Raw genomic sequence first — 24,961 nt, forward strand, 5'->3', positions numbered from 1 at the left:
CCGCCGTGCCTCCTCCGCCGCTCGGCGAGGGCCTGTGGTGGCCATCCCCGGCCCGGCCGCGGGCATACCGTCACGCAGGGAAAGCACGGGGACGCGCAAGCATCGTCGCCCGCGCGCGTTAGTAGTAAGCACCCCTTGCCAGGGCCGTACCCTGTCTCTCCCGGGCATCAGGAGTCCCTTCGGATGAAACGATTCTTCATCGGCGCGCTGGCCTTCGTGGGCGCGCTGTCTGTCCTCTTCGTGGTGGGCCTCGTGGGCCTGATGCTGCTCGCGTCCGCGAGCAAGCCCGGCGTGCCCTCCAACCTCGTGCTCGAGCTGGACCTGGAAGACCCGCTGTCGGAGCACGGGGGAGGGGACTCGCTGGTGGGGGCCTTTGGCGAGGAACCCACCACGGTGCGTGACGTGGTGGAGGCGCTGGAGAAGGCCGGAGACGACGCGCGCGTGAAGTCCCTGCTGGTGCGCATCGGCCATCCGGGGACGCCGGCCGCCACGCAGGAGCTGCGCGACGCGGTGAAGGCCTTCCGCGCCAAGGGCAAGAAGGCGGTGGCGTACTCCGACACCTTCGGCGAGCTGGGCAACAGCACGCTGGGCTACTACCTGGCGTCCGCCTTCGACGAAATCTACATCCAGCCGTCGGGCGACGTGAACATCAACGGGCTCGCCTTCGAGCTGCCCTTCGCGCGCGAGGCCTTCACCAGGCTGGGCGTGACGCCGCGCTACTTCGCCCGCTACGAGTACAAGAACGCCATCAACTCCTACACGGAGCAGGACTTCACCGCGCCGCACCGCGAGGCCACCGAGGGCTTCACGAACAGCCTCTTCGGCCAGATTGTGCGCGGCATCGCCGAGGACCGCGGGCTGACGGAGGACGTCGTGCGCGGCCTCATCGACAAGGCGCCGCTGATGGCCCAGGAGGCGATGGAGGCGAAGCTGGTGACGGGCCTGCGCTACCGGGACGAGGTGCTCGGCGAACTGGAGGAGCAGGCCGGCGAGGGCGCGCGCTTTCTCTATGTGAAGAAGTACCTGGAGCGCGCTGGCAGGCCGAACGTGTCCGGCAACACCATTGCCCTGGTGTACGGCGTGGGCGAGGTGATGCGCGGGAAGAACCAGTCCAACCCGCTATCGGGCGGACAGTCCATGGGCGCGGAGAGCGTCGCCGCGGCGCTGCGCAAGGCCACCGAGGACTCGCGCGTGAAGGCCATTGTCTTCCGCGTGGACAGCCCGGGCGGCAGCTACGTGGCCAGTGACACCGTCCGCCGCGAGGTGCAGCGCGCGAAGGAGGCGGGCAAGCCCGTCATCGTCACCATGGGCAGCTACGCCGCCAGCGGTGGCTACTTCGTCGCCATGGAGGCGGACCGCATCGTCGCGCATCCGGGCACGCTCACCGGCAGCATCGGCGTGTACGCGGGCAAGTTCGTCACGGCGGGCTTCTGGGAGAAGCTGGGGGTGAACTTCGACAGCGTGGCCGCGGGGAAGAACGCGGAGATGTTCGGCTCGGACGCGGACTACACGCCGGAGCAGCAGGCCCGCCTGGACGCGTCGCTGGACCGCATCTACGCGGACTTCACGACGCGCGCGGCGGCCAGCCGGAAGCTCCCGCTGGAGAAGCTGCAATCGCTGGCCAAGGGCCGCGTGTGGACGGGCGAGGACGCCCTGGCGCACGGGCTGGTGGACGCGCTGGGCGGCTACCCGAAGGCGCTCGAGCTGGCGAAGGAGGCCGCGAAGCTGCCGGCCGACGCCCGCGTCAACGTGGAGGTGTACCCGCGCAAGAAGCCCGCGTCCGCGCTCCTCTCCGAGCTGCTGGGCCAGACGGGTGACAACAGCGAGGACGACGCCACCTCCATCAGCGTCCTGTCCCCGTGGAACACCCTGGTGGCCGGCGTGCGCCAGGTGTACGCCGTGGGCGCGCGCATGGGCCTCTTCGAGGGCACGCGCGGCGAGCTCTACGCCCCCATGCCCGAAGCGAGCTGGTAGCGCGTCCTTCCAGGACGCGCTCGCGTGGCACCGGGACGCTTCGGTGCCACGCCGCGCGGCTCACAGCGTCAGGCCCCTGGGCGGCTCAGAGTGGGACCGAGGATGCCGGCGCTTCCGGCAACCGGGCCAGCGGGCGGCCGAACACGGAGTGGTAGCGCAGCTCCCTGGAGACACAGCGCTGCCGCCGCGTGTCGAAGACGAGGCACCGGTCCACCGGCCCCGCGTAGACGTGCAGTGAGACGGCGGGGCCTCTCGCCGCGGTGACGCGGTGGATGGGGGCCTCCGGGCAGCGGAAGTCGACGAAGCCCGAGCCCACGGGCCCCACCATGACGGGAGGCCCCAGCCGGGCCGGCCCCGGTCCCAGGCCCCCGGCTTCCAGGGTGTAGTTCTCCAGCACGAAGGCCCCGGACTGGACGCTGAACCAGCACTCCTGCCCGTCATGGTCGTGGATGGGGGAGAAGGTGCCCGCGTCCCAGCAGTTCAACAGCACCTCCAACCTGGCATCCCGGTAGATGAGGTTGCGCGTGTAGCGCCCTCGCCGGAAGTGCAGGTAGGGCTGGAGGCTGGCCGGCTCCAGCACCAGGCCCGCCAGGCCGTCTCCCACGCCCTCCAGGCCCGGCATCCCGCACGCCTTCTCCCGAAGGAGCTCCACCCATTCGCCCAGACGCATGGCGTTCATGGAAGTGAAGCTAGGCAACGCTCCGACAGGGTGCTCTCCGGCTTGTCGGGCGGAGGATAGCTCAATGCGTCACAACGCACTTGAGGGCAGGCCGACCATCGAGTACCAGACGCCCGCCTCGGCGCGGGGACCGGAGCCCGGTCCCCGCCTTGCACGTGGCGCGGCGACGGAAGCGTCTGTCGCCCGCCGGGAAGCTCCCCGGCGAATGGACGCGTAGAAGACATTGTGACCTTCCCGGACTCGGGCTGCCCCAGGGGGCTGGCGGCCAGGGAGGAAGGCGTGAGGGGGGACGAGATGAAGAAGCGACTGGGTGACATCCTGCTGGAGCGGGGTGTGGTGGACGCGTTGCAGCTCCACTCGGCGCTGGCGTACCAGCGCAAGTGGGGCGTGCCTTTGGGGCAGGTGGTGGTGGACCAGCGCTTCAGCACCGCGCAGCAGGTGTTGGAGGCCCTGGCCTTCCAGGCGGGGATGCAGACGGTGGACCTGGACATCCAGCCGCCGGACGCGAGCCTGACCTGGCTGATTCCGGAGCGCGTGGCGGAGACCCACCGGGTGGTGCCGCTGAAGCTGGAAGGGCAGGGGGGCCGGGACTCGGTGTTGGTGGTGGCCATCGCCGCCCCCGCCAGTCTGGCGTCCCTGGACGCGGTGAAGAGCGTGTCCGGCAAGCCCCGCGTGGTGGCGAAGCTGGCGTCGGATGCGTCCATCCGCCGGGCCATTGGACAGCTCTACCGGGGTGAAACCGGTGAGGCGGTGCCCCGGCGTCCCGGCATGGAGAGCTTCTCGCTGCCGGAGGCGGACGAGAGCATGCCCATGGTGCTCGGCGGCAGCATGGCGGAGCTGACGAACATGGAGGCGCCTGGCGGGGAGGATGGGCTGCCGCTGCTGAGCTCGCTGGAGGAGGTGGTCGTCCAGGCGCAGGCGGTGCCCGCGGAGATGAGGCGGCTGGTGCAGGCCATCCGCGCCATGCCCGAGCCGCTGGCCGCTGGCGCGCAGCCGCTGCCCCCGGAGGCAGGGCGCTCCGAACAGGCCACGACGCCTGCCACGACGGAGGGCTTGCACCTGGCGCATGTCTCGCGGCCTGGGTCCCCGAAGGCGCCGTTCTCCGCGCGCGCCATGCAGCGCACGGCCGGAACGCGGGACCACGTCTCCTCGGCGTTGCCCGTGCTCACGGCCGCGCAGCCGGTGCCCATGGCTCAGGTCCTGGTGTACGGCTGGGGTGAGGAGGCCACCACCGGGCTGGTGCGCGTGATGTCCGAGGCGGGCCTGCGGGCTCAGGTCGCAAGCACGAAGGAGCTGCTCGCGGCGAACGCGGCCCAGGTCGTGGTTGCGCCGCTGCCAGCGATGGAGGCGCTGCCGCGTCAGGTCCACGCGCAGGTCCTGGTCGCCGGCAAGATGCCGGAACAGGACCTGCCTCGCGCCCAGGCGGTGGGGGCCCGCGGCTTCCTCGCCGCTCCGGTGGATCCGGATCTCCTCCTGCGCGCGGTGCGCCGGCTGGCGCGCCCCGCTGGTGACGCGGACCTCAAGCGCGCCAGCTGAAGGTCCGGAAGAACCACGACAGCAGCAGGTCGAAGCGAGGCGCCGAGGTCGCGGCGCTCCGCTACTCGCTCATCGAGACGGCACACCTGCGCGGTGAAGAGCCGGGCCACGACATTCCGCCGCTTGACACGTAAGCATCTTCTTACGCATTATCGGTACACGATGATGCACACCGAGCCAGGGGTGTTCGGAGCGATCAGCCATCCGGCGCGGCGCCGCATGCTCGACCTGCTGGTCGATGGCGACCGCCCGGTGAACTCCATCGCCGAGAACTTCGAGATGAGCCGCCCGGCGGTGTCACAGCACCTGCGCGTGCTGCTCGATGCGGGCCTCGTCACCGAGCAACGGCACGGCAGGGAACGGCGGTACCGCCTCGTGCCGGAGCGACTGGAGCCGGTACGCGACTGGATCGCTCACTACGAGCGGTTCTGGGACGACAACTTCGCCCGCCTGCGGCGGCACCTTGAGAAAGGCGACAAGCAGCAATGACGACAAAGACAATCCGACGGGAGCTGAAGTTCACCCAGTCGCCCGCCGTCGTGTGGCGCGCGCTCGCGACCAGCGAGGCGCTCGCTGACTGGATGTACCCGAACGACTTCGAGCCGCGCGTCGGGCATCGCTTCACCTTCCGCGTGCCTCCGGACCCTCGGGCCCGATTCGATGGACTCGTCGTGCACTGCGAGGTGCTCCAGTGCGCGCCTCCGTCCGAGCTCGAGTTCACCTGGGTCGTTGGCGAAGGCTGGCTGGATACCCGCGTCCGCTACCGGCTCGAAGCCGATGGCGATGGGACGCGCGTCCTCTTCGAGCACTCCGGCTTCAAGGAGGACCAGGCGTTCCACGGCGCCGAGTACGGCTGGAAGCTGATGCACGGAAAGCTCGCCAAGGCACTCGAGAAGGCATCCGACAACCCGGCCCTCAAGGCCTGAACACCGAGCCCCCACCCATGAACATCGTCTTCTGGATTCTTCAGGCCGTCCTCGCGCTGCTGTTTCTCGCAGGCGGGTCGTACAAGGCATTCTCTTTCCAGCAGCTCGCGAGCCAGTTCAGCGAGGTTCCCCTCGGAGCATGGCGGGCACTCGGCTTCCTTGAAATGGCCGGTGGCGTGCTGCTCATCATCCCGGCGGCGTTCAAGTGGATGCCCAGCCTCACCGCGCACGCGGCCGCGGTGCTCACATTCGAGACGTTCGCGCTCGCCGTGCTGTACGCGCGTCATTCGACGAAGCTGACGCCCGAGAACCCGATGCTCTGGTCGCTCGTGATGGGTGTGCTGCTCGCCTTCGTGACGTACGGCCGCTACGTCCTCAAGCCGGTGGTGGCAGCCGCCGCGTGACGCGATGACGGACGATGCCCGCGACATCGCCCGTGAGTTCAGCGCGGGCGCCGGCGCGCATCACGGAACAGCCACCAGCAGCGAGGGCTTCTCGGCGCCCTCGGGCAGCCACAGCGAGCCCAGCTCCAGCGTCGAGGACGGGAAGGGGTCGGCCCGCACCAGCGCGTCATCCTCGTAGCTCCCCGTCAGGAGCCAGCCCCGCTTGACGCGCTGGTACACCTCCAGCGTGCGCGCGGCGGGGTCCACCAGCCACACGTGTGACACGCCCGCGCGCGCGTAGAGCGGCAGCTTGCGCGCGCGGTCCAACGCGGCGGTGGAGGGCGTCAGCACCTCGCAGACCCAGTCCGGCACCAGCGTGAGGAAGGGGACGTCAGGCTCGAAGGGGACGTCCACGCGCTCGCGGCGCCAGCCGGCCATGTCCGGCACGAGCATGTCGTGACCGAGGTGCAGCTCGGGCGCGCGCAGGAAGCACCAGCGGCCACTGCCGCCACGGCGCTTGTCGAGCTGCTCACCCAGCTCCACGCCCAACATGAAGGCCGCGCGCGTCTGCGCGGCCGTGGGACGAGGCGAGGCGACCAGCTCCTCGTCCAGAATCTCCCCCACCCAGCCCGAGGGCAGGGCCGAGAGCATCGAATGGTTCGCCAGGGGGATGATGCCTTCAATCACAGCGCCTCCGAGAATCACCGGTTGAGGCGGGCATTCTATGGAGCCGTCTGACACGTCCTCCGCTCGACGGAAGGCGTCATTTCCCGATGCAGAAGCGCTGGAAGATTGCGTCCAGCAGGGCCTCCGAAACGACGGTACCGGACACTTCGCCGAGCGCCTCCAGCGCGAGCCCCACTTCACCGGAGACGACTTCCAGGGTGGACACGCGCGAGGCACTCTCCGCGCGGCCCAGCGCCTCGGACGCGCGACGCAAGGCATCGGCGTGACGCTCGGAAACCAGGGCCACCGCCGAGGGCGTGCCACCGCCCCACAGCCGCCCGAGCATGTCGTCGCGAAGCGCGTCCACACCTTCACCCGTGAGGCCACTCACACGCTGGCGCGGCGAGCTGGATACCTCGGCCACATCACACTTCCCGTCCACCACCAGCACGGGCGCGCTCCCCACGTCACGCGTCCACGCCTCCACGTCCGCCTGTGTGACACCCGGCGGAAGCACGAGCACCGCCAGGTCCACGCCCGCGAGCAACTCCCGCGTTCGCGCGATGCCCAGCGCCTCGACACGTCCCGGCGTCTCCCGAAGCCCCGCGGTGTCGAAGAGCGTCACCGCCAGCCCGTCCCACTCGACCCGGGCCTCCAAGGCATCCCGCGTGGTGCCAGGCTCGTCATCCACCAGCGCGCGGGCCTCGCCCACCAGCCGGTTGAACAGCGTGGACTTGCCCGCGTTGACGGGACCGAACAGCGCCACGCGAGCCCCTCTGCGCACCAGCCGGCCCCGGCCCGCCTCGGCCAGCAGCGCCTCCGCCTGGGCACGCAGCGCGGTGACACGCCCGCCCACGTCCTCGTCCGCGCCTTCCGCCTCGTCAGGGAAGCTGAGCACGCCCTCCATGTCCGCATGCAGCGCGCGCAGCGGCTGCTCCAGCGCCTGCACGCGCGAGGCGAGCACACCGGAGAGCCCCGCCGCCGCGGCACGCACCGCGGCCTCCGAGTCCGCTGCCACCAGGTCCGCCACCGCCTCCGCGCGCGTCAGGTCCAACCGCCCGTTGAGGAAGGCCCGGCGGGTGAACTCACCGGGCGCGGCGTGGCGCACGCGCGCGTCCTCCAGCGCCCGCGTCAGGAGCAGCCGCAGCAGCCGCGGACTGCCGTGGGCCTGAAGCTCCACCACGTCCTCGCCCGTGAAGGACTGAGGCCCGCGGAAGTAGAGGAAGAGGCCCTCATCGAGCGAGCGGCCCTCCGCATCCACGAAGGACGCGAGGTACGCATGGCGCGGCGTGGGCTGCGCGGGCACACCCGGGGCCAGCAGCCGGCCCACATCCAGGGCCTCGGGGCCCGACAGCCGGAGGATGCCCACGGCGCCCGCGGCAGGTGCGGTCGCCAGGGCCGCGATGGTCATGGAAGAAGACGTCATACGCGGCCGCTGGAGCGCATCCAGCCTGAACGAACAGCGCGGGCCCCGCTGCTTCAGCGGGCCCCAATGGGAGGCGTGGAGCCGCGAGCGGCCTTCTCCACGGCCTCGCGGTTCTCCTCGATGTACCGCTCCACGGCCTCGTCCTCGAGCTCCAGGTCCCGTAGGACGCCCGGGTAGACGAAGCGGAACGCGGGGGACTCCTCATCCCCGCGAAGGCGGAAGCTCATCTTGAGCACCGCCGCGCCGTACAGCTTGTCCTTGAGAGCTTTCGCCTTGCCCATCCCTCGTCTCGCTTCGGGAGCCCCGGCGCGCGCGGCGCGCCCAGCGGCTCACGCGTCGAAGTCGTCCTCGTCGTCGTCCGGCAGCATGCTCCGCTTGGGAAGCGGGGCGGGCTTGTCCGGAGTGAACACCACGCGGCGGTTTCGGCCCTCGCCCTCCGCCGACACCTTCACGCCACCCACTCCTTCTACTGACGTGAGGACGCGCGCGCGGTCTTCAAGCTTCATGGCGGCAATCGCGTAGAAGCGGCCCAGGCTGCCCGACTTCTCCGCGAGCTGTCTGACGGCCGCCTTCAGCGCGGCATCCTCTTCCACCGTCACCGAGCGCTCATCCCCCTCGCCCTTGCTGGCGGGAGCGGCCTTGGCGGCGGGCGCCTGCGCACCCCGCTGGCCTCCCTTCGCCGGAGCAGGCGCTGGCGCCTGGGCCGCCGCGGCACGGGGCGCGGCGGGGGCAGGGGCGGCCGGAGCCGCGGCTTGAGCCGCCGCGGCCTGGGGCTCACGGCGCTGCCGGGGCTCCGGGTGCACACCCGCACCCAGCATCACCCAGCGCCGGTCGGCGCCAGGGCGATGCAGCATCTTGTTCAACAGGAACTGGAGCGAGTCCACCACCTGGCTGCGCCGTCCCACCTCCACGCCGGGAGGCGGTGCGGGCTCGAAGTGGAGCGCCACCGACAGGCTGCCATCGGCGGCGTCCTTCATGTCCAGCCGCGCCGGGAAGCCCATCAGCCCGAGGATGTCCCCGAGGAGCTTCTCCACACGGCCCCGGAACTCTCCGGCCGAATCGCCGGAGGCCGGGGTGGACGGCGTCTGCTGGGGAACCTGCTCGCTCACTTGCGTCTGCCTCCCGCACCGGCCACCGCCGGCGTCCCACCGCCCGTCTGGGGCTTGTTCCGGTCCAGCCACTTCCGCAGGCCGTACTGCTGCGCGATGGAGAGGATGTTGTTCGTGAAGATGTAGAGCGACAGGCCGGCCGGGTACTGAAGCAGCGTCAGCGTGAAGATGATGGGCAGGAACCAGGTCATGATCTTCGCCTGGGTCGCATCCATCATCTGCGGCTGCATCTTCTGGGTGATGACCATGGACACGCCCAGCGCCAGCGGCAACAGGTACGTGGGGTCCTTGTAGGTCAGGTCACGCCAGATGGGCCCGATGAAGGGCTCGCCGTAGATGTCGAAGCTGTTGCGCAGCGCGGTGAACAGGGCAATCCACACCGGCATCTGGATGAGGAGGGGGAGACACCCGCCCAGCGGGTTCACCTTGGCCTCCTGGTACAGCTTCATGATTTCGAGGTTCTGCTGCTCGCGGTTGTCCGCGTGCTTCTTGCGGATCTCCTCCATGCGCGGCTGGAGCTTCTTCACCTCTTCCATGCTGACCATGGAGCGGTAGGTGAGGGGCAGCAGGACGAGCTTCACCACCACCGTGAGCAGGATGATGGCCACGCCCCAGTTGCCGGTGACGCCGTAGAAGAACTTCATGACCCACAGCAGGACCTTGCAGATGACGGCCCAGATGCCGAAGTCCACCGTCTCCGCCAGCGGCGGGTGGAACGTCGCGTCCGTCAGGCCGGTGGACGCGCGCAGCGAGGCGCCGGGCACCTGGGCCAGGATGTCCGTATCCTTGGGGCCGAAGTAGCCGCCGAAGCGCAGCGTCACCGTCTCGCCCGGCGCGGCCGTAATCGGGAAGGACGCCGTCACCTTGCGCAGGGTGGGCGTGGCCTCGAAGGAGCACGAGCCGGCGCGCGGCCCCTCCAGCGGGTAGAGCGCGGACAGGAAGTACTGCTGGTCGATGCCGAAGAACTGAATCTGGCCGCGGGTCTCCTCGGCGTCCGGGTGGTCGTCGCCCGGGCTCATCTTCTGGAGCTCGTCACCCACCCAGCAGGCGGAGCGGCTCAGGTTGCCCACGCCGCCGAAGAAGGACGGCGCGTGCTCGAAGTTGGGGTCGATGGCGCGGTTGTGGTGCACCTGCAGCTCGCCGCTCTGCGGCTGGCCGGAGGTGTTGCGCACCTGGAGCGTGTAGCTCAGCTCGAACCCGTCCATGGGCCACTTGACCGTCTTCACGACCTCCCACGGGCCGCGGCGGCCCGTGAAGGTGACGCCGTCCGCGTTGCCGGGGGCGCCTTCATCCAGGGCGTAGTTCAGGTCCGCGGGCAGCGGGTTGGCGCCGGTGATGGACACGGCCAGGGGCAGCGGCTGGCCCGGGGTGGGGCGCGCCAGGTCCATCTGCGGCGCGGGGGGAATCTCCTTGCCGAACAGCTTCTGGAAGCCCTGGGAGACGGTGAGCTCCTGCTGCTCCCGCATCTTCGCGCCCTTGAGCACGGCGGCAGTGAGGCCGGCGCCCTCGGAGGAGAAGGCGTAGGTGGCCTCGTCGCGCTGCAGCTCCACCTTGCGCGCCGGAGGCGGCGGGGCCTCCGCGGTGGCGCCCGTCCCGGTACCGCCTTCGGGAGGCTGGACGGCCGGGGGGGTGCCGGCATCGGCGGGTGCCGTGGCCACCACGCCCGCGTCGGGGATTTCCGAGCCGGGCGGAGGCGGAGTGGGCGCGAAGAAGAAGGTGTAGACGGCAGTGGCCGCGAACGAGAGGGCCAGGGCCGCCAGCAGTCGCTTCTGCGAATCGTTCGACTGGGGCGAGAGCGGATCGTTCATAGACTCCCCCCTCCACGAGGGAGAGGGCGGCAATGGGTGGAACCCCTCGTCACGGCACCGGGTCGATACCGCCGGGGTGGAAGGGCTGGCAGCGCACGAGCCGCCAGAGAGTGAGCCACGACCCCTTGAGGCCGCCGTGCTTCTCCAGCGCCTCCATGGCGTACGTGGAGCAGGAGGGATGGAACCGGCACACCTTGGGGAGCAGCGGTCCGAGGAACTTCCGGTAGAAGCGGATGGGCAGCGAGATGACGAAGGCCAGGGGGCTCATCTGGGCGGCTCCTTCGGCTTCGTCTCCGCGGCGCGGGGCAGTCGCTGCAGCTTACGGGTGACACCGTCAAAGGCACGCGACAACGCCGGAAAGGAAGCATCCTTCGCGGAGGAGCGTGCCACCAGGACGACGTCCAGGCCTGACGGCCATTGCATGCGGCGCTTCCGAAAAAGCTCCCGCAAGACGCGCCTCAAGCGCGCTCGGACGACGGCGTTGCCCACCTTGCTCGACACGGTCAGGCCAACACGTGAGTACGGTCGGCCATTGCGCTTCACGAGGGCCAGGAGGCAGTCCGAAGGGACTTTGTGCCCGCCTTCCTGGACCTCGAGGAACTCGCGCCGTTGAAGCAGGCGCAGGGCCTTGGGGAAGCGCTGGTCTGCCGGGCGGGACTGGCCCGGCGTCGCACCCTCGGCCCTCACACGCGAACTCGCTTACTTCTTGGGAGCGGACACGACGAGCCGCTTGCGACCCTTCGCACGACGGCGCTTGAGGACATCCCGGCCGCCCTTCGTGGCGTTCCGCTTGCGGAACCCGTGGGCGCGATTGCGGCGGACCTTCGACGGCTGGTACGTGCGCTTGGACACGGCTCTTACTCCTTGGTGATGACGGCGGCGCCTCCTACCGCTCCGGCGCGACCTGAACTAGGGAAAGGGGCGGGTCCGTACCCCCATTTCCAGGGTAAGTCAACGTTGGATCACCTTCGCCCACTCTGGAAACCCCATTGGCCCGGTGGAAAGCCCGGAGCCAGGTGGGACAGTGAAGGTCTGGGTGATACAGGAAGCAGGATGCTCCCCGCCCAACGCACGGCGGGGGCACTTTAATCGCGGACAGCGAATGCGTCTGGTTTCCGAGCGCTTTTTCCTGGCCGGGCAAGCGAGTTCACTCTGTCGCGGGTGAATCTGGTGGTGGTGGGCCCCCTGACGCGAGCCTCCTGGTTGCCGAACGCGTGGCACCTGCTGCCCATGGCCACACCTCGCCTTAAGTCCCCACGCAAAAGCCGGACGCTTTGCAGGACGGACTCTCAGTCAAGACGGATTGCTCCATCCCCCAGTGCTTGGGGTGGGGGCCGGGAGGATCCACAACCCTCCTGGGTTGGCACGTTCCTGGTGGATCCGCTCCGTCCGGAAAACCCCTCGTGGCCACGGCGGTTTTGGCCGGTTGCTTGATCCACCTGGAACCGTCTGTTAGCACCGCCGAACGCCCGTCGTTCCCCTGCTTTTGCACGTTTGAGACACGCGTGAACGCCCTCGCCCAAGCCGCTACCCCCCTCCCAAGTGCTGGAATTCTCTGGGCTCGGATGCTGGATGCCATCCGCCAGGAGAAGTTCGACTACGCGCTGAGATGGCTGGAGCGGATGCGCCCGCTGGAGGTGCGTGACGGCGCCCTGGTGATGGGCGTTCCGGACCGCTTCTTCCGCGACTGGGTGGATGACCACTACCGCCCCATGCTGGATGTCCAGCTCGCGCGGATGGGGGAGGGCCTGACCTCCATCGCCTATGAGGTCGTGGAGGGCCTGGAGCCGGACCCGCATTTCCCACCCACACCCTCAGTCAAGGCGAGCGCCACGCGCCCGGGCCGGCTGAACGCGCGCTTCACCTTCGACACCTTCGTGGTGGCGGACAGCAACCAGCTCCCGGCCGCCGCGGCGCAGGCCGTGGCCGACAAGCCGGGCCACCACTACAACCCGCTCTACATCTACGGCGGCACGGGCCTGGGCAAGACGCACCTGCTCCAGGCAGTGGGCAACCTCATCTGGGAGCGGGATCCATCCCAGCGCGTGGTGTTCCTCTCCAGCGAGCAGTTCACCAACGAGTACGTGGAGAGCGTCCGCGAGCACCGCATGGGGGACTTCCGCCGGAAGTTCCGTGAGGAGTGCGACGTGCTCCTCCTCGACGACATCCAGTTCCTCGGCAAGCGTGAGGAGACGCAGAAGGAGTTCTTCTACACCTTCAACACGCTCTACGAGATGAACAAGGCCATCGTCCTCACCAGCGACACCGTGCCCGCGGAGATTCCGGGCCTGGAGGACCGGCTGCGCAGCCGCTTCGCCATGGGGCTGATGACGGACATCCGCGAGCCCACCTACGAAACGCGGGTGGCCATCCTCCAGAAGAAGGCCGTGGCCGAAGGTCTGGACCTGCCGGACTCGGTGGCGCACTTCATCGCCAAGCACATCCAGAAGAACGTGCGCGAGCTGGAGGGCGCGCTGGTGAAGCTGTCCGCGGTGCACAGCCTGACGCGCCAGCCAGTGACGGAGGAATTCGCGTCCCAGGTGCTGCGCGACATCCTCCCCGCTCACAGCGCGGTGGACGTGGAGGCCATCCAGCGCGAGGTGGCCCGCTTCTACAAAGTCACGGTGGAGTCGCTGAAGGAAGACCGCCGGCACAAGGCCCTGGCCCATGCGCGCCAGGTGGCCATGTACCTCAGCCGCAAGCTGACGAAGAGCTCCTTCCCGGAAATCGCCGCGCGCTTCAGCAAGGACCACTCCACCGTCATCTCCGCGGTGCGCAAGGTGGAAGGTCTCCGCGTGACGGATGCCACCGTGCAGCGTGAGTTGGCGGAGCTGGAATTGAAGCTCGGCAATCCCTGAAACGGCCGTGCCTTTGTTTCATGTCGGACGCCACGCGCCCGCGTGAAACGGGCCGTGGCCGGCTCACGCGCAACCAGGATTGACGCTCGGGCGCGTATGCGGGGGCGTGAGCCCGCGCCTGAAGAGCCTGGTCCTGCTGCTCGCCGTGCTCACGGCAGCCGCGCTGTGGCGTGCGGGCCAGGAGACACAGACGCCGGCTTCTCCTGAGACACCGCCGGCCGTCTCACACGCCTTGGACGATGAAGCCCCCACACCGGCTCCCGAGGAAATCCTTCCGGGCGTGAAGGGGCGGGAGCGGGTGCTCGTCGTGGGCCACCGGCTTCGTTACACGTTCGACCTGGACCTCCGGACCCACACGGACCTTTCGGCTGGCGCGCGCGAGTCCCTGCACACCGGCTGGAGCGGCCTGTTCGAACTCACCTACCTGGGCGCGGAGGGTGAACAGCACCTGTTCTCCGGCCACCTCATGCCCACGCGGGTGGCCATGGACTCCGGTGAGACGCTGGCGCCCGGTGACGCAGCGCTGCAGGCGCTCCGGGGCATGTTCGAGCGGCCGGTGTACGTGGGCCAGGACGTGCGGGGCCGGGTGATGGCCGTGCACTTCGATGCGGCGCAGGACGCGTCTGCGCGGCGGCTCGTGCGCCTGCTGCTCGCGTCGACGCAGTTCGTGGCGGAGGACGGCCCCCGCTGGCGCACCGAGGAGCCGGACTCGCGCGGTGACGTCGAAGCCGTGTACCGCGCGGGTGGCAGCGCGAACACCTACGTGAAGACGAAGCGGCGCTACCTGCGCGCGGGCTCGGCGGTGCTCCCCCGGCTGCAAGGGCACCTGGACTTCACCCTGTTCTCGAATGGGTGCGTGAAGGAGGCCACGGGCTCGGAGGTGGTGGAGCTGGGCGGCGCCGGCACGGGGTTCCCACGCATCCGCGAGGAGACGCGGGTCGCGTTGACCCACGTGGGCGTGGACTACCTGCTTTCGTCGCTGAGGCCGTTTGACGCCGTTCGGGCGACGTTGCGGTCGGAGCGGCTCACGGATTCGGCAGGCATGGAGGGGGCTTCGCTGGAGGCGCGGGACAGGCAGCTCGTGAAGGGGGCGAAGCTGGATGACTTGCTGCGGTCGCTGGCGAAGCGCGAGGGCCTGGCTACGGCTCGGCTGCGACTGACGGCCTTGTTCCGACAGAATCTGGCGGACGTGGATCGAGCCGTGGCGCTGATTCATCAGGGCGCCGCGGACGCGGTGCGCTCCGAGCAGATGCTGGAGGCGCTGGCCAGCGCGGGGACGCCAGGGGCGCAGCGGGCGCTGGTGTCCGTGTTGGAGGGGGAACGGATCCGGCCGAAGACCCGGGCCCACGCGGCACGGGCCGTAGGACGGATGGAACGGCCTTCGCTGCTGCTCGGTGATGCGCTGGAGCGCGTGGTGGATGGGACGCGGGACGCGGGGGTGAGGAGCGCGGCGGCGCTGTCGATGGGGGCGCTGTCGAAGGCGTTGGAGGTGGCAGAGCCGGGCCGGAGCCAGGCGCTGGTGGAGGGACTCGTGAGGCGCTGCCGCACGGGTACTTTGGAGCCCGAGGTCTGTCTAGATGCCCTGGCCCGGGCAGGGGCTCCGGTGGGATTGGCCTACGTGAAGTCGGCGCTCGTGCATCCGGAGGCGGCTGTTCGGGGTGCGGCGACGGAGGCACTGAGCGCCATCCCTGGCGCGGCGGTGGATACCCTGCTGGACCAGGTGATGCTCGACGACCCGAGCCCGCGGGTTCGTGCGCTCGCGGTGAAGGCTGTCTCTCAGCGGGTCGTCGGCGCCCACATGGAAGCGCTGGCCCGGGTGCTGCGCGCCGAGCGAAGTGAGCGCGTCCGCATCGAAGTGGTGCGGCTGCTGGGCCAGTCGCAAGCCGTGGAAGCTCCCGCCGCGGCCCTGCTTCGCGATGTGGCCGCGAACGATGGGTCCTCGAGCGTGCGCGCGCTGGCGGCGTCACTGCTCCGCGAGTAGGGCGGGGGGCCGGGCGGATGAGTTCGCCCGGCATCCATTCCACTTCGAAGCGCTACGCGTCCTTGCGGCGACGCCCCATGACGACCCGCATCAGTCCCACGAGCACCCACGGGAGCAGTGCGGAGGGGACGCTCAGTGCGCAGCGGGGGGAGGGGCCTCGGAGATGCTCTCCAGGGTCTCTCCGACGTCCTCCTCCGCCAGCGCCTCCAGCAGGTCGCCCATCGCGACAATCCCCACCAGCTTCTTGTCCCGGTCCAGCGCGAGGATGCGGCGGACCTTCTTCTCCTTCATCTTCTCCGCCACCACGGAGATGTCCTCGTCATCGAAGGCGTATTCGAGCTGCTCCGTCATCGCCTCCGCCACCGTCGTGCTGTTGGGGTCCTTTCCCTGGGACACCGCACGCACCACGATGTCGCGGTCGGTGATGATGCCCATCAACCGGTCACCATCACACACGGGCAGCGGGCCCACGCTCAGCTCGCGCATCTTCAGCGCGGCGTCCTTCAATGAATCCTTCGCGTTGATGACCGTGACGTCCTTCGTCATCACGTCTTGTACCTTCCGCATCACACGGCTCCTTCCTTGGGTTCAGGCCTCGGGTACCCACAGCGAGCGCAGGTCCGCGGGGAGCTGGCCCATGACGTCGTCGGCCTCGCCCTCGCTGATGTGATTTCGCACCGTGACGAACACGGCCCGGGCCAGGCGTTCAGCCTCGTTGGGCGTGGTGTCGAGCTCCTCGGCCACCATGGCGAGGAACTGCTCCAGCTTGTACTTCCGAGCGACCTTGCCCTCGTGCCGAGGACACCGCTTCAGCATGTCCTTCACCTTCCGCGGAAGCTGGGCCTCCAGGTGCTTCGCCTCGGTGTCCATGAGGCGTTGCTCCAGCAGGCACAGCACGGACTGCGCGGCCTTCTCCGCCAGGTCACGAACGACGCCCGCGTTCGCTTCGAGGTCCTTCAAGAAGGCCGTATAGGTCTGCGCCGCATGCGACTCGCTGCGCTGCTCCTTGAGGCTGGGCGTAGCGCCCCGGCCCTCCGCTGCCTCTCCCTGCTCCTCACGTATGTTCGCCATGACGGTGGCCTCCCCGGTGTCGGGCTTGGGTCTCTTCCGTGAGCGTGGGCACCCCACGTTCCCCAGGCACCGGCCGCCCCCCGCGCGCCGGGACGCCAGGGCGGGAAGCGAGCCATGCACCGGCGGCACCGTCTCGCCGCCGTCAGTCCACCGCGCCGCCGAGCAGCTCCACCAGCCGATGCCCATGCAGCATGAACCCGAACGTCAGCGAGGCCAGCGCCAGGCCCATGGCGCCCAGCGCCTCCCAGCGCCTTCCGATGGGCGGCCGTGCCTCCGGGTCCACCCGCCGCAGCGCCACCGCGCCCAGGACGAGGGTCAGCATGGCCATGGCCATGGCCACGGCCATGAAGAGGAAGCCCAACACGAGCCCCACGCCGAGGAAGGACAGCAACGGCGTGAGCACGAGCAGGAGCAGCGAGCCCACGCCCAGGGACAACGCATGCCGTGCAAGGGGGTTGTTGACCCGCAGGTCCCACAGCCGGCGCAGCTCTCGCTCGGGGACCTCCAGGCGGAAGAAGAGACGGCTGCGCGTGTCGCGGAAGATGTTCACCGCGACCATCAGCGGAACGAAGAACACCAGCGCGGGCGCGCCCATCGACGGCGCGGTGAGCAGCATGGCCAGCAGCGGGACGGCCAGCAGGCCCAGGCGGGCCCAGCGCATGCCCAGGAAGAACGACAGGCCCACGCCCGCGCTGGCCAGACACGCCAGCGCGAGGCCGAATGTCCCCGCCATCAGCGCCCCCAGCGCCAGGAAGAGGAGCAGCTCCGTGACACCCACCACCAGCCAGGCGCTCGCATCCCGCCGTCCCCAGAGCTTGAGCCGGAAGGCCTCCAGGTAGTTCACCTCCGGACGCACCGCGCAGGCAGGACAGTACATGCGGCCCATCACCCACGTCGTGCACTCGGTGCAGACGAAGCTGCCACAGCGCTGACAGGTGGCGCCCGCGAGCGCATCCGGATGGAGGGCGCAGCGGGGCAGGGCACCGGATGAGACTTCGGCGGACATGATTTCAGTCTCTCATGCTGACCAGGAACCAACATCCTGGCGCGCTGCGTCTTCCCGCCACCATTCCCTACCCACGTCACCGGACGTGCGTGCTAAGCGCGTCACGTGAGTCATTGGCATCGAGACCCGGAGGCACCTTGTTCCGAATGAAGGCCCTCGTCGCCGCAGCCCTCGTGTTCAGCGGGCCGCCGGCGCTTGCCCAGACACCGACCCCCCAGGAGGCGAAGCCGCTGGAGCCCGGCCGCGAGGCGCTCGCCATCTCGTATGAGAAATACGCGCTGCCCAACGGCCTGGAGGTCATCCTCTCCGTGGACCGGAAGCTGCCGGTGGTGGCCGTCAACATCTGGTACCACGTCGGCGCGTATCACGAGCAACCTGGCCGCACCGGCTTCGCGCACCTGTTCGAGCACATGATGTTCCAGGGCTCGCGCAACGTGGCCGACGACGTCCACATCGCCCGGCTGGAGCAGTTGGGCGCCACCGACCTCAACGGCACCACCAGCTTCGACCGCACCAACTACTTCGAGACCGTCCCCAGCAACCACCTGGAGACGGCGCTGTGGCTGGAGAGCGACCGCATGGGCTTCCTGCTCGACGCCATCACGCCGGAGAAGCTGGAGACGCAGCGCGAGGTGGTGAAGAACGAGCGGCGCGAATCCATTGAAACCGCGCCATACGGCGCCGCCCGCGAGAAGGCGTGGCACGCGCTCTTCCCGCTGCCGCACCCGTACCACGGGGACGTCATCGGCTCGATGAAGGACCTGAACGCGGCCAACGTGGACGACGTGAAGGACTTCTTCCGCAAGTGGTACGCGCCGTCCAACGCCACGCTGGCCATCGTCGGTGACTTCGACGTGGCGAAGACGAAGGCGCTGGTGGAGAAGTACTTCGGCACGCTGCCCAGCCACGCCCGGCCGCAGCGGCCGGAAGTCGCGCCGGTGAACCTCACCGCGCCCGTGGTGCTGCGCGAGGAGGAGCGCGTGGCCCGGCTGCCGCTCTTGTCCATCCAGTGGCTCACGCCCGCGTACCTGGAAGAAGGGGACGCCACCGCGGACGTGCTGGCCACCGCGCTGTCCACCGGCAAGGCCAGCCGCCTCTACCGCCGGCTGGTGCTGGACAAGGAGCTGGCCCAGAGCGTCAACGCCACCCAGCAGAGCCAGGGCGCGCAGTCCGTCTTCTCGGTGGACGTGGTGGCGCGGCCCGGCGTGTCCACGGACACGCTGCTCCACGAGGTGGACGCGGTGCTGGACGAGGTCCGCCAGCAGGGCATCACCCCGGAGGAGATTGCCCGCGCCCGCACGCGCTACGACACGCGCACGCTGGCCGGCCTCCAGTCCGTCGGCGGCTTCGGCGGCAAGGCGGACGTCCTCCAGAGCTACAACCACTTCGTCGGCGAGCCCAACTACGTGGCCCAGGACCTGGCTCGCTACGAGTCGGTGACGCCCGAAGCCGTGAAGCAGTTCGCCCAGGACACGCTGCGCCCCGGCGCGCGCGTCATCCTCCACGCGGTGCCGCCCGCACGCCGGCAGGCGCCCCTCGACTCGAAGGAGCGCCACTGATGCGCCGCCTCTTCTCCGCCCTGCTCGTCACCACGCTGGCCGCCTGCGCCAGCAACCCGAAGCCCGCGCCGGCCAATCCGGACTCGCCCGCGCTGGGTGAGAAGGCGGCCCCGGCCGAAGCCACGGCTGACGCCGAGTCCTTCCGCGCCACGCCGCCCCAGCCCGGCAAGGCGCCGGACCTGGTGCTTCCCACCTTCCAGAGCGCGAAGCTGGACAACGGCATCACCGTGATTGTGAGCACGCGGCGGGAGCTGCCGCTCGTGTTCGCGGGCGTGGCCTTCGCCGCGGGCAGCGCGCAGGACCCCAAGGGCAAGGAAGGGCTCGCCGAGCTGACGTACCGCATGCTGCTGGAAGGCGCGGGCAAGCGGGACACGGTGGCGCTGGACAACGCCTTCGCGGACCTGGGTGTGACTCCCGCCATGGACGTGCAGGCGGACGGCGCGCAGGTGGGCGTGCGCGTGCTGACGCGCAACCTGGACGCGGCCATGGCCCTGCTGTCGGACGTGGCGCTGCGACCCGCCTTCAACCTCGACGCGTTCGAGCGCCGCAAGAAGCAGCAGCTCGCGGACCTGGCGCGCGCGATGGGGCAGCCCGGTGTGCTGGCGCAGCTGGCCTACCTGGAGGCCGTGTTCGGGCTGGACCACCCCTACGGACACCTCCCCGACGGCACGCCCGCGTCCGTGCAGGCGCTCACCCTGGCGGATGTCATGGGCTTCTACCGGAAGCACACCGGCCCCAAGGCCCAGGCGGTCATCCTCACCGGTGACATCAGCCTGGAAGAAGGGGTGGCCCTGGCGAAGAAGCACTTCGGCTGGTCGAAGAACAAGGCCACGCCGCCGCCTCCGCCGCCGGCCACGAAGGCCCCGCCGCGTCAGCAGGTGTACGTGGTGCCCAAGCCGGGCCTGGACCAGACGCTGCTGCTGGTGGGCCGCGCTGGCATCGCCGCGGGGAACCCGGACGAGTACCCGCTGGAGCTGGCCACCACCGTGTTCGGTGGCTTCTTCGGCAGCCGCCTCAACATGAACCTGCGGGAGAACAAGGGCTACAGCTACGGCGCGGGCGCCAGCCTCTCTCCGCGCCTGGGCGTGGGGCCGCTCACCGCGTACAGCTCCGTGCGCCAGGACGTGACGGGCCCGGCCTTGAGCGAAGTGATGAACGAGCTGACGGGCCTGAAGAACCGGCCCATCACCGCCGAGGAGCTGGAGGCCGCGCGCGAGGGCCTCATCCGCGCCTTCCCGGGCGCCTTCGAGTCCGTGGAGGGCCTGGGTGCCAGCGCCGCGGCGCTCTTCATCACCCGCCGCCCGCTGGACGAGTTCAACCGCACCGTGGAGGGCCTGCGCGACGCCAGCGCCGCGGACGTGCAACGCATGGCCGAGCAGTACCTGGACCCGGCCTCGATGCAGATTGTCCTCGTGGGTGACCCGGCGACCATCCAGGAGCAGGTGACGCCGCTCGGGCTGGGCAAGCTGGTGCCCATCGAGCCGGATGAAGCACCGGTGCCGCGCGCGGCGAAGTAGCACGCAGGCCGTCCTCCCGGGCCGTGGTGGCGAGACCTTGCTCGCGAGCCACGGCCCGGTGTTTCACGGGGTACGAGGTCCGAAGGTCCGGGCCTCCCCTGCGGCTCAGCGGTTGCGCGCCTCGTCTTCCTCGTCGGAGACCTGCCGCTCCTCGGCTCGCTCGCGGCCCCGGCGCTCGCGCTCCAGCTCGTCCGCCTCGTCGATGGGGCTGCGGATGTCGGGGACGTAACCGCCCACCTCGGAGTCACTGTCCAGGGCGAACTTCTGCTCGCGGGTGTCGCGGATGGAGTCCGCGGAGTACAGCGGCAGGGTGTCGTCGGCTTCCAGTCCCCGCTCCACGCGGTCCGGCGCATAGGGGGGCTTGGTGGCCGCCTCCTTGCCTCCCGTGTACGGGTCGTACTTCCTGTTCGGCATGGTGCGCTCCTCGTCGAAGTGGGTACCGCTCCGAAGCTGAATGTCGGAGCGCGCTCGCGGCGCACCAAGGTCCCCGCGGAGGACTGGGGGCACGCCCGGCCGCCCGGCTCACGAGGAAGATGGGGACGCCCGGAGGCATCCCCAAGTTGCCCACAGGTGGGCCACCCACCGTCGTGTCACTTCCCGAGGAAGCCGAGCAACGCCGCGTGGAGCTGCTCCGGCGCCTCGGCGTGGAGAGACGTCTGTAGCGCGGAGGCGTCGCGGGCGCGGGCCCTTCGACGCGGGTCCGGAAGACTCTTCTACGCGCCAGCGCCGTTGAAGCGCTGCGGGCGCAGCAGCCGCAACGTCAGCACCAGCGCGATGAACAACACACTGGCGCTCACGGTGACGAAGCGGATGCCCAGCCGGTCCGCCAGCGCGCCCAGGCCCCAGACGCCGGACGCGTACGCGCCGCCCAGCACCATGCTGTACAGGCTGCTCATGCGCGCCTGCAGCTCACGGGGCACGCGCGACTGGCAGTACGCGTGCATCCCGCTCATCAGCATCATGTAGTTGGCGCCGAGCACGAAGATGACGGCGGCGGCCACCTGCAGCGTGGGCGACAGCCAGTACAGCGTGGACACGCCGCCAATGGACGTCGCCACGAGGCCCAGCAGCTTGCGCTGGCCCAGCTTGTCCACCAGCGTGCCCACCAGCAGCGCGGCCGTCACCGCGCCCGCGCCCTGGCAGGTGACGAGCAGCGACGTGGCCGCCGCGCCCTGGCCGAAGACGCGGATGGCGAACACCGGAACCAGGCCGATGAAGGGCGCCACCAGGGCCGCGACCAGCAGCGTGCCCCACAGCATCAGCGAGATTTCCGAATCGCCCCGCGCCACGGAGAAGCCGTGGGCAATCTGCCGCCACAGGCCCTGCGTGGCCTTCGAGGCCGTCCGTGTCAGCGTCTTCACCTGCGACAGCGCCACCAACACCGCGACGAAGGACAGCGTGTTGATGAGCAGCGCCCAGGACGTGCCGCCCATGCTCAGCACCAGCGCGGCCAGCGCCGGACCAATGATGCGCCCCAGGTTGAACTGCGCCGAGTTGAGGCTCATGGCGCTGTGCAAGTCCCGGGGTGGCACGAGCTCCGCGAGCATCGCCGCGAAGGCGGGATTGATGAGCGTGCTGGCGCAGCCGTGGACGAAGGAGATGACGGCCACGACGGGGACGCTGAGCCGGTGCGTGAAGGCCAGCAGCGTCAACACGCCCGCGAGCACCAACTGCACCACCGTGCCCAGCGCGACGTAGGCGCGACGGTCGAACCGGTCCGCGAGCGCGCCGCCCACCGGCGACAGCACCACCGCGGGGAGGAAGGTGAGGGCGACGATGCCACCCGTCCACTCGGCGCGGCCCGTGGCCTCGGTGACGTACACGCCCATGGCCACCGTCTCCATCCAGGTGCCGATGGTGGAGACCAGGGCTCCCACCCAGACCGCGAAGTAGCCGGGGTGGTCGAAGGCGCGAAGCGAGGAGAGACGTGGCAGTCGAAGGGTGCGCACGGCAGGGACCTTTGTATCCCGGAGCCGTGCGACATGCCTGTAGGGGCCGGCAGTTGCTTTGAGCCGCTATGACGGAAGCTGGGACACATCCAGCAGCCGCGCTTCAGCCCGGACTCCAAGTCCGTGAAGCACCCACACGCCGCCGTGCGCACGAGACGCCGTGTCAGCGCATGGAGACAGGGCCCCTGCCGCGGACCTTCACGGTGCCGTCGTCGGAGATGCGCGCGCCCGTCTCCGGGAAGTCAGCCGCGGTGAGGTCACGGACCGCCTTGATGACGGCGCCCTTCGGGTCCGGCACGGCGATGCCCCTGTCCACCTGCTTCGTGGGGAGGATGCGGCCCGCCGTGAAGTCGCCGTCGCGGTTCAACTCGACCTCCAGCACCATGCCCAGGCCCTGCGGACCGCGCAGGTTGAACCGGCCGTAGGTGGCGAAGTTGCCCAGCGAGTAGGCGATGAGCCGGCCCTTGTAGAACTCCATGCCGCGCACCACGTGCGGGCCATGGCCGATGACCAGGTGCGCGCCCGCGTCCACCACCGCGCGCGAGAAGGCCCGCAAATCACCCCGGTCCTCGCCGTGGAACTTCTCCCGGCCCTTGGGCACGTGCAGCGCCTTGCTGCCCTCCGCGCCGCCGTGGAACGACACGATGACGATGTCGTGCTCGGCCGCGGCCACGCGCACCAGCCCCGTCGCCGTGGTCAGGTTGTTGAGGTGGTTGCACGACGGCGACGTGTGGAACGCCACCATGCCGATGAGCAGGCCGTTGCGCTCCACCGTGGCCACCGTGCCCGGCGCGCCGCTCCACGCGATGCCCAGCGCGTCGAGCGTGGACTCCGTCGCGCGGCGGCACTCCTCGCCGAAGTCACCCGAGTGGTTGTTGGCCGTGGACGCCAGGTCCACCCCGGCCTCCTTCAGGTACTGGCCGTATTCGGTGGGCGAGCGGAACGCGTAGCAGTTCTTCGACGATCGGCACTTCTTCGTCTCGCCCGTGTCGCACAGCGGCCCCTCCAGGTTGATGAAGGTGAGGTCCGCGTCCTCCAGCAACGGGCGCACGCCGGCAATCACGCTGCCGGCGCCATCGGGAGGCAGGTGGCCTTCGGGCACGGTGGTGCCCAGCATGACGTCACCCACCGCGCGGATGCGCACCTTCGCGTTGGCCGGCGGGGGAGGGCGGTTGATGAGCTGAGGCCCCTGCGACAGCTTCGCCTGGAGCATGGCCTGCCCACGGGCCTGGGCCAGCGCGCCCTCGAGGTCCGGGTGGTCCGGCTGGAGCTTCTGTACCTCGGACCACTGCGTGTAGGCCTCCGCCCACTGGTTCTCCAGCGAGTGCGCCCAGCCCAGCTCCCAGCGGCAATCCACGCGCGAGGGCGCGGCCTCCACGCAGGCGGACAGTTGGGTGATGGCCGTGGGTGCGTCCTTCGCCTGGAGGGCCTCCATGCCTCGGGCGTAGCTCGTGTCCGGGTCGGCCAGCGGGCCACGCGGGGTCGCGCTCTTGCCCATGGCCAGGGCCGCGGCGCGCAGGGCGGCGGCGCCGGCCTCCGCGGCGGCACGGCCCAGGTCCAGCACCGCGCCGGAGTCACCGGCACGAGGGTAGGCGTTGAGGTCCGTGATGACAGTCTCTGGCGCGGGCGCAGTGCCCTGGGAATCCGGGCCCCGGGTCGAGCTCGAATCGGCGCTGGGGCCTTGCGAGGGAGAGACGTGCTGGGCGGGGGCGGACTCACGCGCCGAAGCAGCACCCGGCGTGGTGGCGAGCGCCATCAAGAGGAAGACGGACGAGGGCATGTCCCGCCATTCTAGAGGCCCTCCTGGGATTCTGTGACAGGGGAGATGACCTCGCCCCGCCCAGCAGCCAGACAGGCGACACACACCTCATCGGTCAGGGTGATGGGATGTGTGTCGCGGCGCGGCCCGGGTTCAACCCAGCACGTCGAGCAGCACCGACCGACGGCGCTGGCGCGGCAGGAACCGCAGCCGCCGCAGCTCCTTGCGCTTCACCCGGTGCTCGATGACGCTGTGGACGGAGAGCGGTCCCGGGCCTCGCAGCAGCAGGCCGAGCGCGATGGCGCCCAGCGCCAGGTTGAACTCGAAGCCGCCCTTCGTGTTGTCGAAGCCCTTGGAGCCATGGACCTTGGCCACGGCGATGGCTTGCGTGACGAGGACGGCCAGCGCGGCGGGGCGCGTGGCGATGCCCAGGATGGAGCTCACGCCCGAGAGCAGCTCCACCACCCCCGTGGCGATGACCCAGGGCTTGCCTGGCTTGAAGCCCAGCTGCTCGAAGAAGCCCGCGTGTTGCGCGGTGCCCTCGGCGCGGAGCTTGGACACGCCATGCACCACCATCGTCGACCCGAGCGACAGGCGCGGGGGCAGCAGGGCCGCTGCCTTCAGGATGCTCGGTTGCTCGGTCAGGGTCGCCACGTTCATACCTGCCACTCCTTGGATGGGCCGGGGCCGTTGACGGAAACCTGGGTAGGTTGGGTCCGGCATGGGCGCATGGCACGCCGCGGTGATTCCGCCT

General features: G+C 69.9%; 25 protein-coding genes. 9 read left to right on the plus strand and 16 right to left on the minus strand.

Annotated elements, in window-relative coordinates; genetic code table 11:
- The first annotated feature begins 183 nt into the window (after positions 1-183).
- Positions 184-1,974: a signal peptide peptidase SppA gene (gene sppA, locus FMP39_RS03445; RefSeq protein WP_228557618.1), complete on the plus strand. Its 1,791-nt coding sequence runs from the start codon at positions 184-186 to the stop codon at positions 1,972-1,974.
- A gap of 85 nt (positions 1,975-2,059) precedes the next feature.
- On the opposite strand, the gene FMP39_RS03450 is transcribed toward sppA, so the two are convergent.
- Positions 2,060-2,653, minus strand: a complete 594-nt coding sequence (locus FMP39_RS03450; protein ID WP_141588580.1) for a cysteine dioxygenase family protein — start codon at positions 2,651-2,653, stop codon at positions 2,060-2,062.
- A gap of 294 nt (positions 2,654-2,947) precedes the next feature.
- On the opposite strand from FMP39_RS03450, the gene FMP39_RS03455 reads away from it, so the two are divergent.
- The 4 genes from FMP39_RS03455 to FMP39_RS03470 all read left to right on the plus strand — a co-directional run bounded on the left by FMP39_RS03455 (position 2,948) and on the right by FMP39_RS03470 (position 5,519).
- The gene (locus FMP39_RS03455; RefSeq protein WP_141588581.1) at positions 2,948-4,189 is read left to right on the plus strand and encodes a general secretion pathway protein GspE; all 1,242 of its coding nucleotides are present in this window, start codon (positions 2,948-2,950) and stop codon (positions 4,187-4,189) included.
- Between the two features lie 162 nt (positions 4,190-4,351).
- A complete protein-coding gene (locus FMP39_RS03460) occupies positions 4,352-4,678 on the plus strand; it encodes a helix-turn-helix transcriptional regulator (RefSeq protein ID WP_011557403.1) in 327 nt (108 codons plus the stop codon).
- Complete coding sequence (locus FMP39_RS03465) at positions 4,675-5,115, plus strand: SRPBCC domain-containing protein (RefSeq protein ID WP_141588582.1); 441 nt, start codon at positions 4,675-4,677, stop codon at positions 5,113-5,115. Before FMP39_RS03460 ends, FMP39_RS03465 begins: the two co-directional genes overlap by 4 nt.
- Positions 5,116-5,132: 17 nt before the next feature.
- The gene (locus tag FMP39_RS03470; protein ID WP_011557406.1) at positions 5,133-5,519 is read left to right on the plus strand and encodes a DoxX family protein; all 387 of its coding nucleotides are present in this window, start codon (positions 5,133-5,135) and stop codon (positions 5,517-5,519) included.
- A gap of 60 nt (positions 5,520-5,579) precedes the next feature.
- Here the strand turns inward: FMP39_RS03470 and FMP39_RS03475 are convergent, their stop codons facing one another.
- Genes FMP39_RS03475 through rpmH form a run of 8 tightly spaced genes read right to left on the minus strand, consistent with a single transcriptional unit; the run spans position 5,580 to position 11,359 of the window.
- Positions 5,580-6,239 (minus strand): Uma2 family endonuclease, encoded by a 660-nt coding sequence (locus FMP39_RS03475; RefSeq protein WP_011557407.1) that lies wholly within the window; start codon positions 6,237-6,239, stop codon positions 5,580-5,582.
- 22 nt (positions 6,240-6,261) lie between these two features.
- Entirely contained in the window at positions 6,262-7,590 is a 1,329-nt protein-coding gene (gene mnmE, locus FMP39_RS03480) for a tRNA uridine-5-carboxymethylaminomethyl(34) synthesis GTPase MnmE (RefSeq protein ID WP_141588583.1), read from the minus strand.
- A gap of 53 nt (positions 7,591-7,643) precedes the next feature.
- A complete protein-coding gene (locus FMP39_RS03485; RefSeq protein ID WP_141588584.1) occupies positions 7,644-7,871 on the minus strand; it encodes a hypothetical protein in 228 nt (75 codons plus the stop codon).
- A 48-nt stretch (positions 7,872-7,919) separates the two neighbouring features.
- Positions 7,920-8,699: a hypothetical protein gene (locus FMP39_RS03490; protein ID WP_141588585.1), complete on the minus strand. Its 780-nt coding sequence runs from the start codon at positions 8,697-8,699 to the stop codon at positions 7,920-7,922.
- Positions 8,696-10,507, minus strand: a complete 1,812-nt coding sequence (gene yidC, locus FMP39_RS03495) for a membrane protein insertase YidC (protein WP_141588586.1) — start codon at positions 10,505-10,507, stop codon at positions 8,696-8,698. The genes FMP39_RS03490 and yidC overlap by 4 nt, the downstream gene beginning before the upstream one ends.
- A 49-nt stretch (positions 10,508-10,556) precedes the next feature.
- A complete protein-coding gene (gene yidD / locus FMP39_RS03500; RefSeq protein WP_011557412.1) occupies positions 10,557-10,775 on the minus strand; it encodes a membrane protein insertion efficiency factor YidD in 219 nt (72 codons plus the stop codon).
- Complete coding sequence (gene rnpA / locus FMP39_RS03505) at positions 10,772-11,194, minus strand: ribonuclease P protein component (RefSeq protein WP_141588587.1); 423 nt, start codon at positions 11,192-11,194, stop codon at positions 10,772-10,774. The genes yidD and rnpA overlap by 4 nt, the downstream gene beginning before the upstream one ends.
- A 12-nt stretch (positions 11,195-11,206) precedes the next feature.
- Positions 11,207-11,359, minus strand: a complete 153-nt coding sequence (rpmH, locus tag FMP39_RS03510) for a 50S ribosomal protein L34 (RefSeq protein WP_002637840.1) — start codon at positions 11,357-11,359, stop codon at positions 11,207-11,209.
- A gap of 653 nt (positions 11,360-12,012) precedes the next feature.
- On the opposite strand from rpmH, the gene dnaA reads away from it, so the two are divergent.
- Positions 12,013-13,365: a chromosomal replication initiator protein DnaA gene (dnaA, locus tag FMP39_RS03515; RefSeq protein WP_141588588.1), complete on the plus strand. Its 1,353-nt coding sequence runs from the start codon at positions 12,013-12,015 to the stop codon at positions 13,363-13,365.
- A gap of 106 nt (positions 13,366-13,471) precedes the next feature.
- The gene (locus FMP39_RS03520; protein WP_228557619.1) at positions 13,472-15,346 is read left to right on the plus strand and encodes a HEAT repeat domain-containing protein; all 1,875 of its coding nucleotides are present in this window, start codon (positions 13,472-13,474) and stop codon (positions 15,344-15,346) included.
- Between the two features lie 132 nt (positions 15,347-15,478).
- Here FMP39_RS03520 and FMP39_RS03525 read toward each other — a convergent pair whose 3' ends face one another.
- The 3 genes from FMP39_RS03525 to FMP39_RS03535 form a co-directional block, all read right to left on the minus strand.
- On the minus strand, positions 15,479-15,913 hold the full coding sequence (locus FMP39_RS03525; protein ID WP_225888396.1) for a CBS domain-containing protein: 435 nt from the start codon (positions 15,911-15,913) through the stop codon (positions 15,479-15,481).
- 21 nt (positions 15,914-15,934) lie between these two features.
- Positions 15,935-16,417, minus strand: coding sequence for a DUF2267 domain-containing protein (locus FMP39_RS03530; RefSeq protein ID WP_194858220.1), 483 nt, complete (start codon positions 16,415-16,417; stop codon positions 15,935-15,937).
- Between the two features lie 142 nt (positions 16,418-16,559).
- Entirely contained in the window at positions 16,560-17,423 is an 864-nt protein-coding gene (locus FMP39_RS03535; protein WP_141588591.1) for a hypothetical protein, read from the minus strand.
- A 146-nt stretch (positions 17,424-17,569) separates the two neighbouring features.
- On the opposite strand from FMP39_RS03535, the gene FMP39_RS03540 reads away from it, so the two are divergent.
- Together FMP39_RS03540 and FMP39_RS03545 are read left to right on the plus strand one after the other, a co-directional pair.
- A complete protein-coding gene (locus tag FMP39_RS03540) occupies positions 17,570-18,982 on the plus strand; it encodes a pitrilysin family protein (RefSeq protein ID WP_141588592.1) in 1,413 nt (470 codons plus the stop codon).
- Positions 18,982-20,499: a pitrilysin family protein gene (locus FMP39_RS03545; protein ID WP_141588593.1), complete on the plus strand. Its 1,518-nt coding sequence runs from the start codon at positions 18,982-18,984 to the stop codon at positions 20,497-20,499. The genes FMP39_RS03540 and FMP39_RS03545 overlap by 1 nt, the downstream gene beginning before the upstream one ends.
- Before the next feature lie 105 nt (positions 20,500-20,604).
- Here the strand turns inward: FMP39_RS03545 and FMP39_RS03550 are convergent, their stop codons facing one another.
- From FMP39_RS03550 to FMP39_RS03565, 4 genes are all read right to left on the minus strand, one after another.
- Positions 20,605-20,913, minus strand: a complete 309-nt coding sequence (locus FMP39_RS03550; protein ID WP_090491145.1) for a hypothetical protein — start codon at positions 20,911-20,913, stop codon at positions 20,605-20,607.
- A 299-nt stretch (positions 20,914-21,212) separates the two neighbouring features.
- A complete protein-coding gene (locus tag FMP39_RS03555; protein WP_141588594.1) occupies positions 21,213-22,448 on the minus strand; it encodes an MFS transporter in 1,236 nt (411 codons plus the stop codon).
- A 163-nt stretch (positions 22,449-22,611) separates the two neighbouring features.
- Positions 22,612-24,228, minus strand: coding sequence for a CapA family protein (locus FMP39_RS03560; RefSeq protein WP_141588595.1), 1,617 nt, complete (start codon positions 24,226-24,228; stop codon positions 22,612-22,614).
- A 132-nt stretch (positions 24,229-24,360) separates the two neighbouring features.
- Positions 24,361-24,867 carry a DoxX family protein gene (locus FMP39_RS03565; RefSeq protein ID WP_194858221.1) on the minus strand — a complete coding sequence of 169 codons (507 nt, stop codon included), beginning with the start codon at positions 24,865-24,867 and terminating at the stop codon, positions 24,361-24,363.
- Positions 24,868-24,961 lie beyond the last annotated feature (94 nt).

It is taken from the genome of Myxococcus sp. AB056, from assembly GCF_006547365.1.
Classification (GTDB): Bacteria; Myxococcota; Myxococcia; order Myxococcales; family Myxococcaceae; genus Myxococcus; species Myxococcus virescens.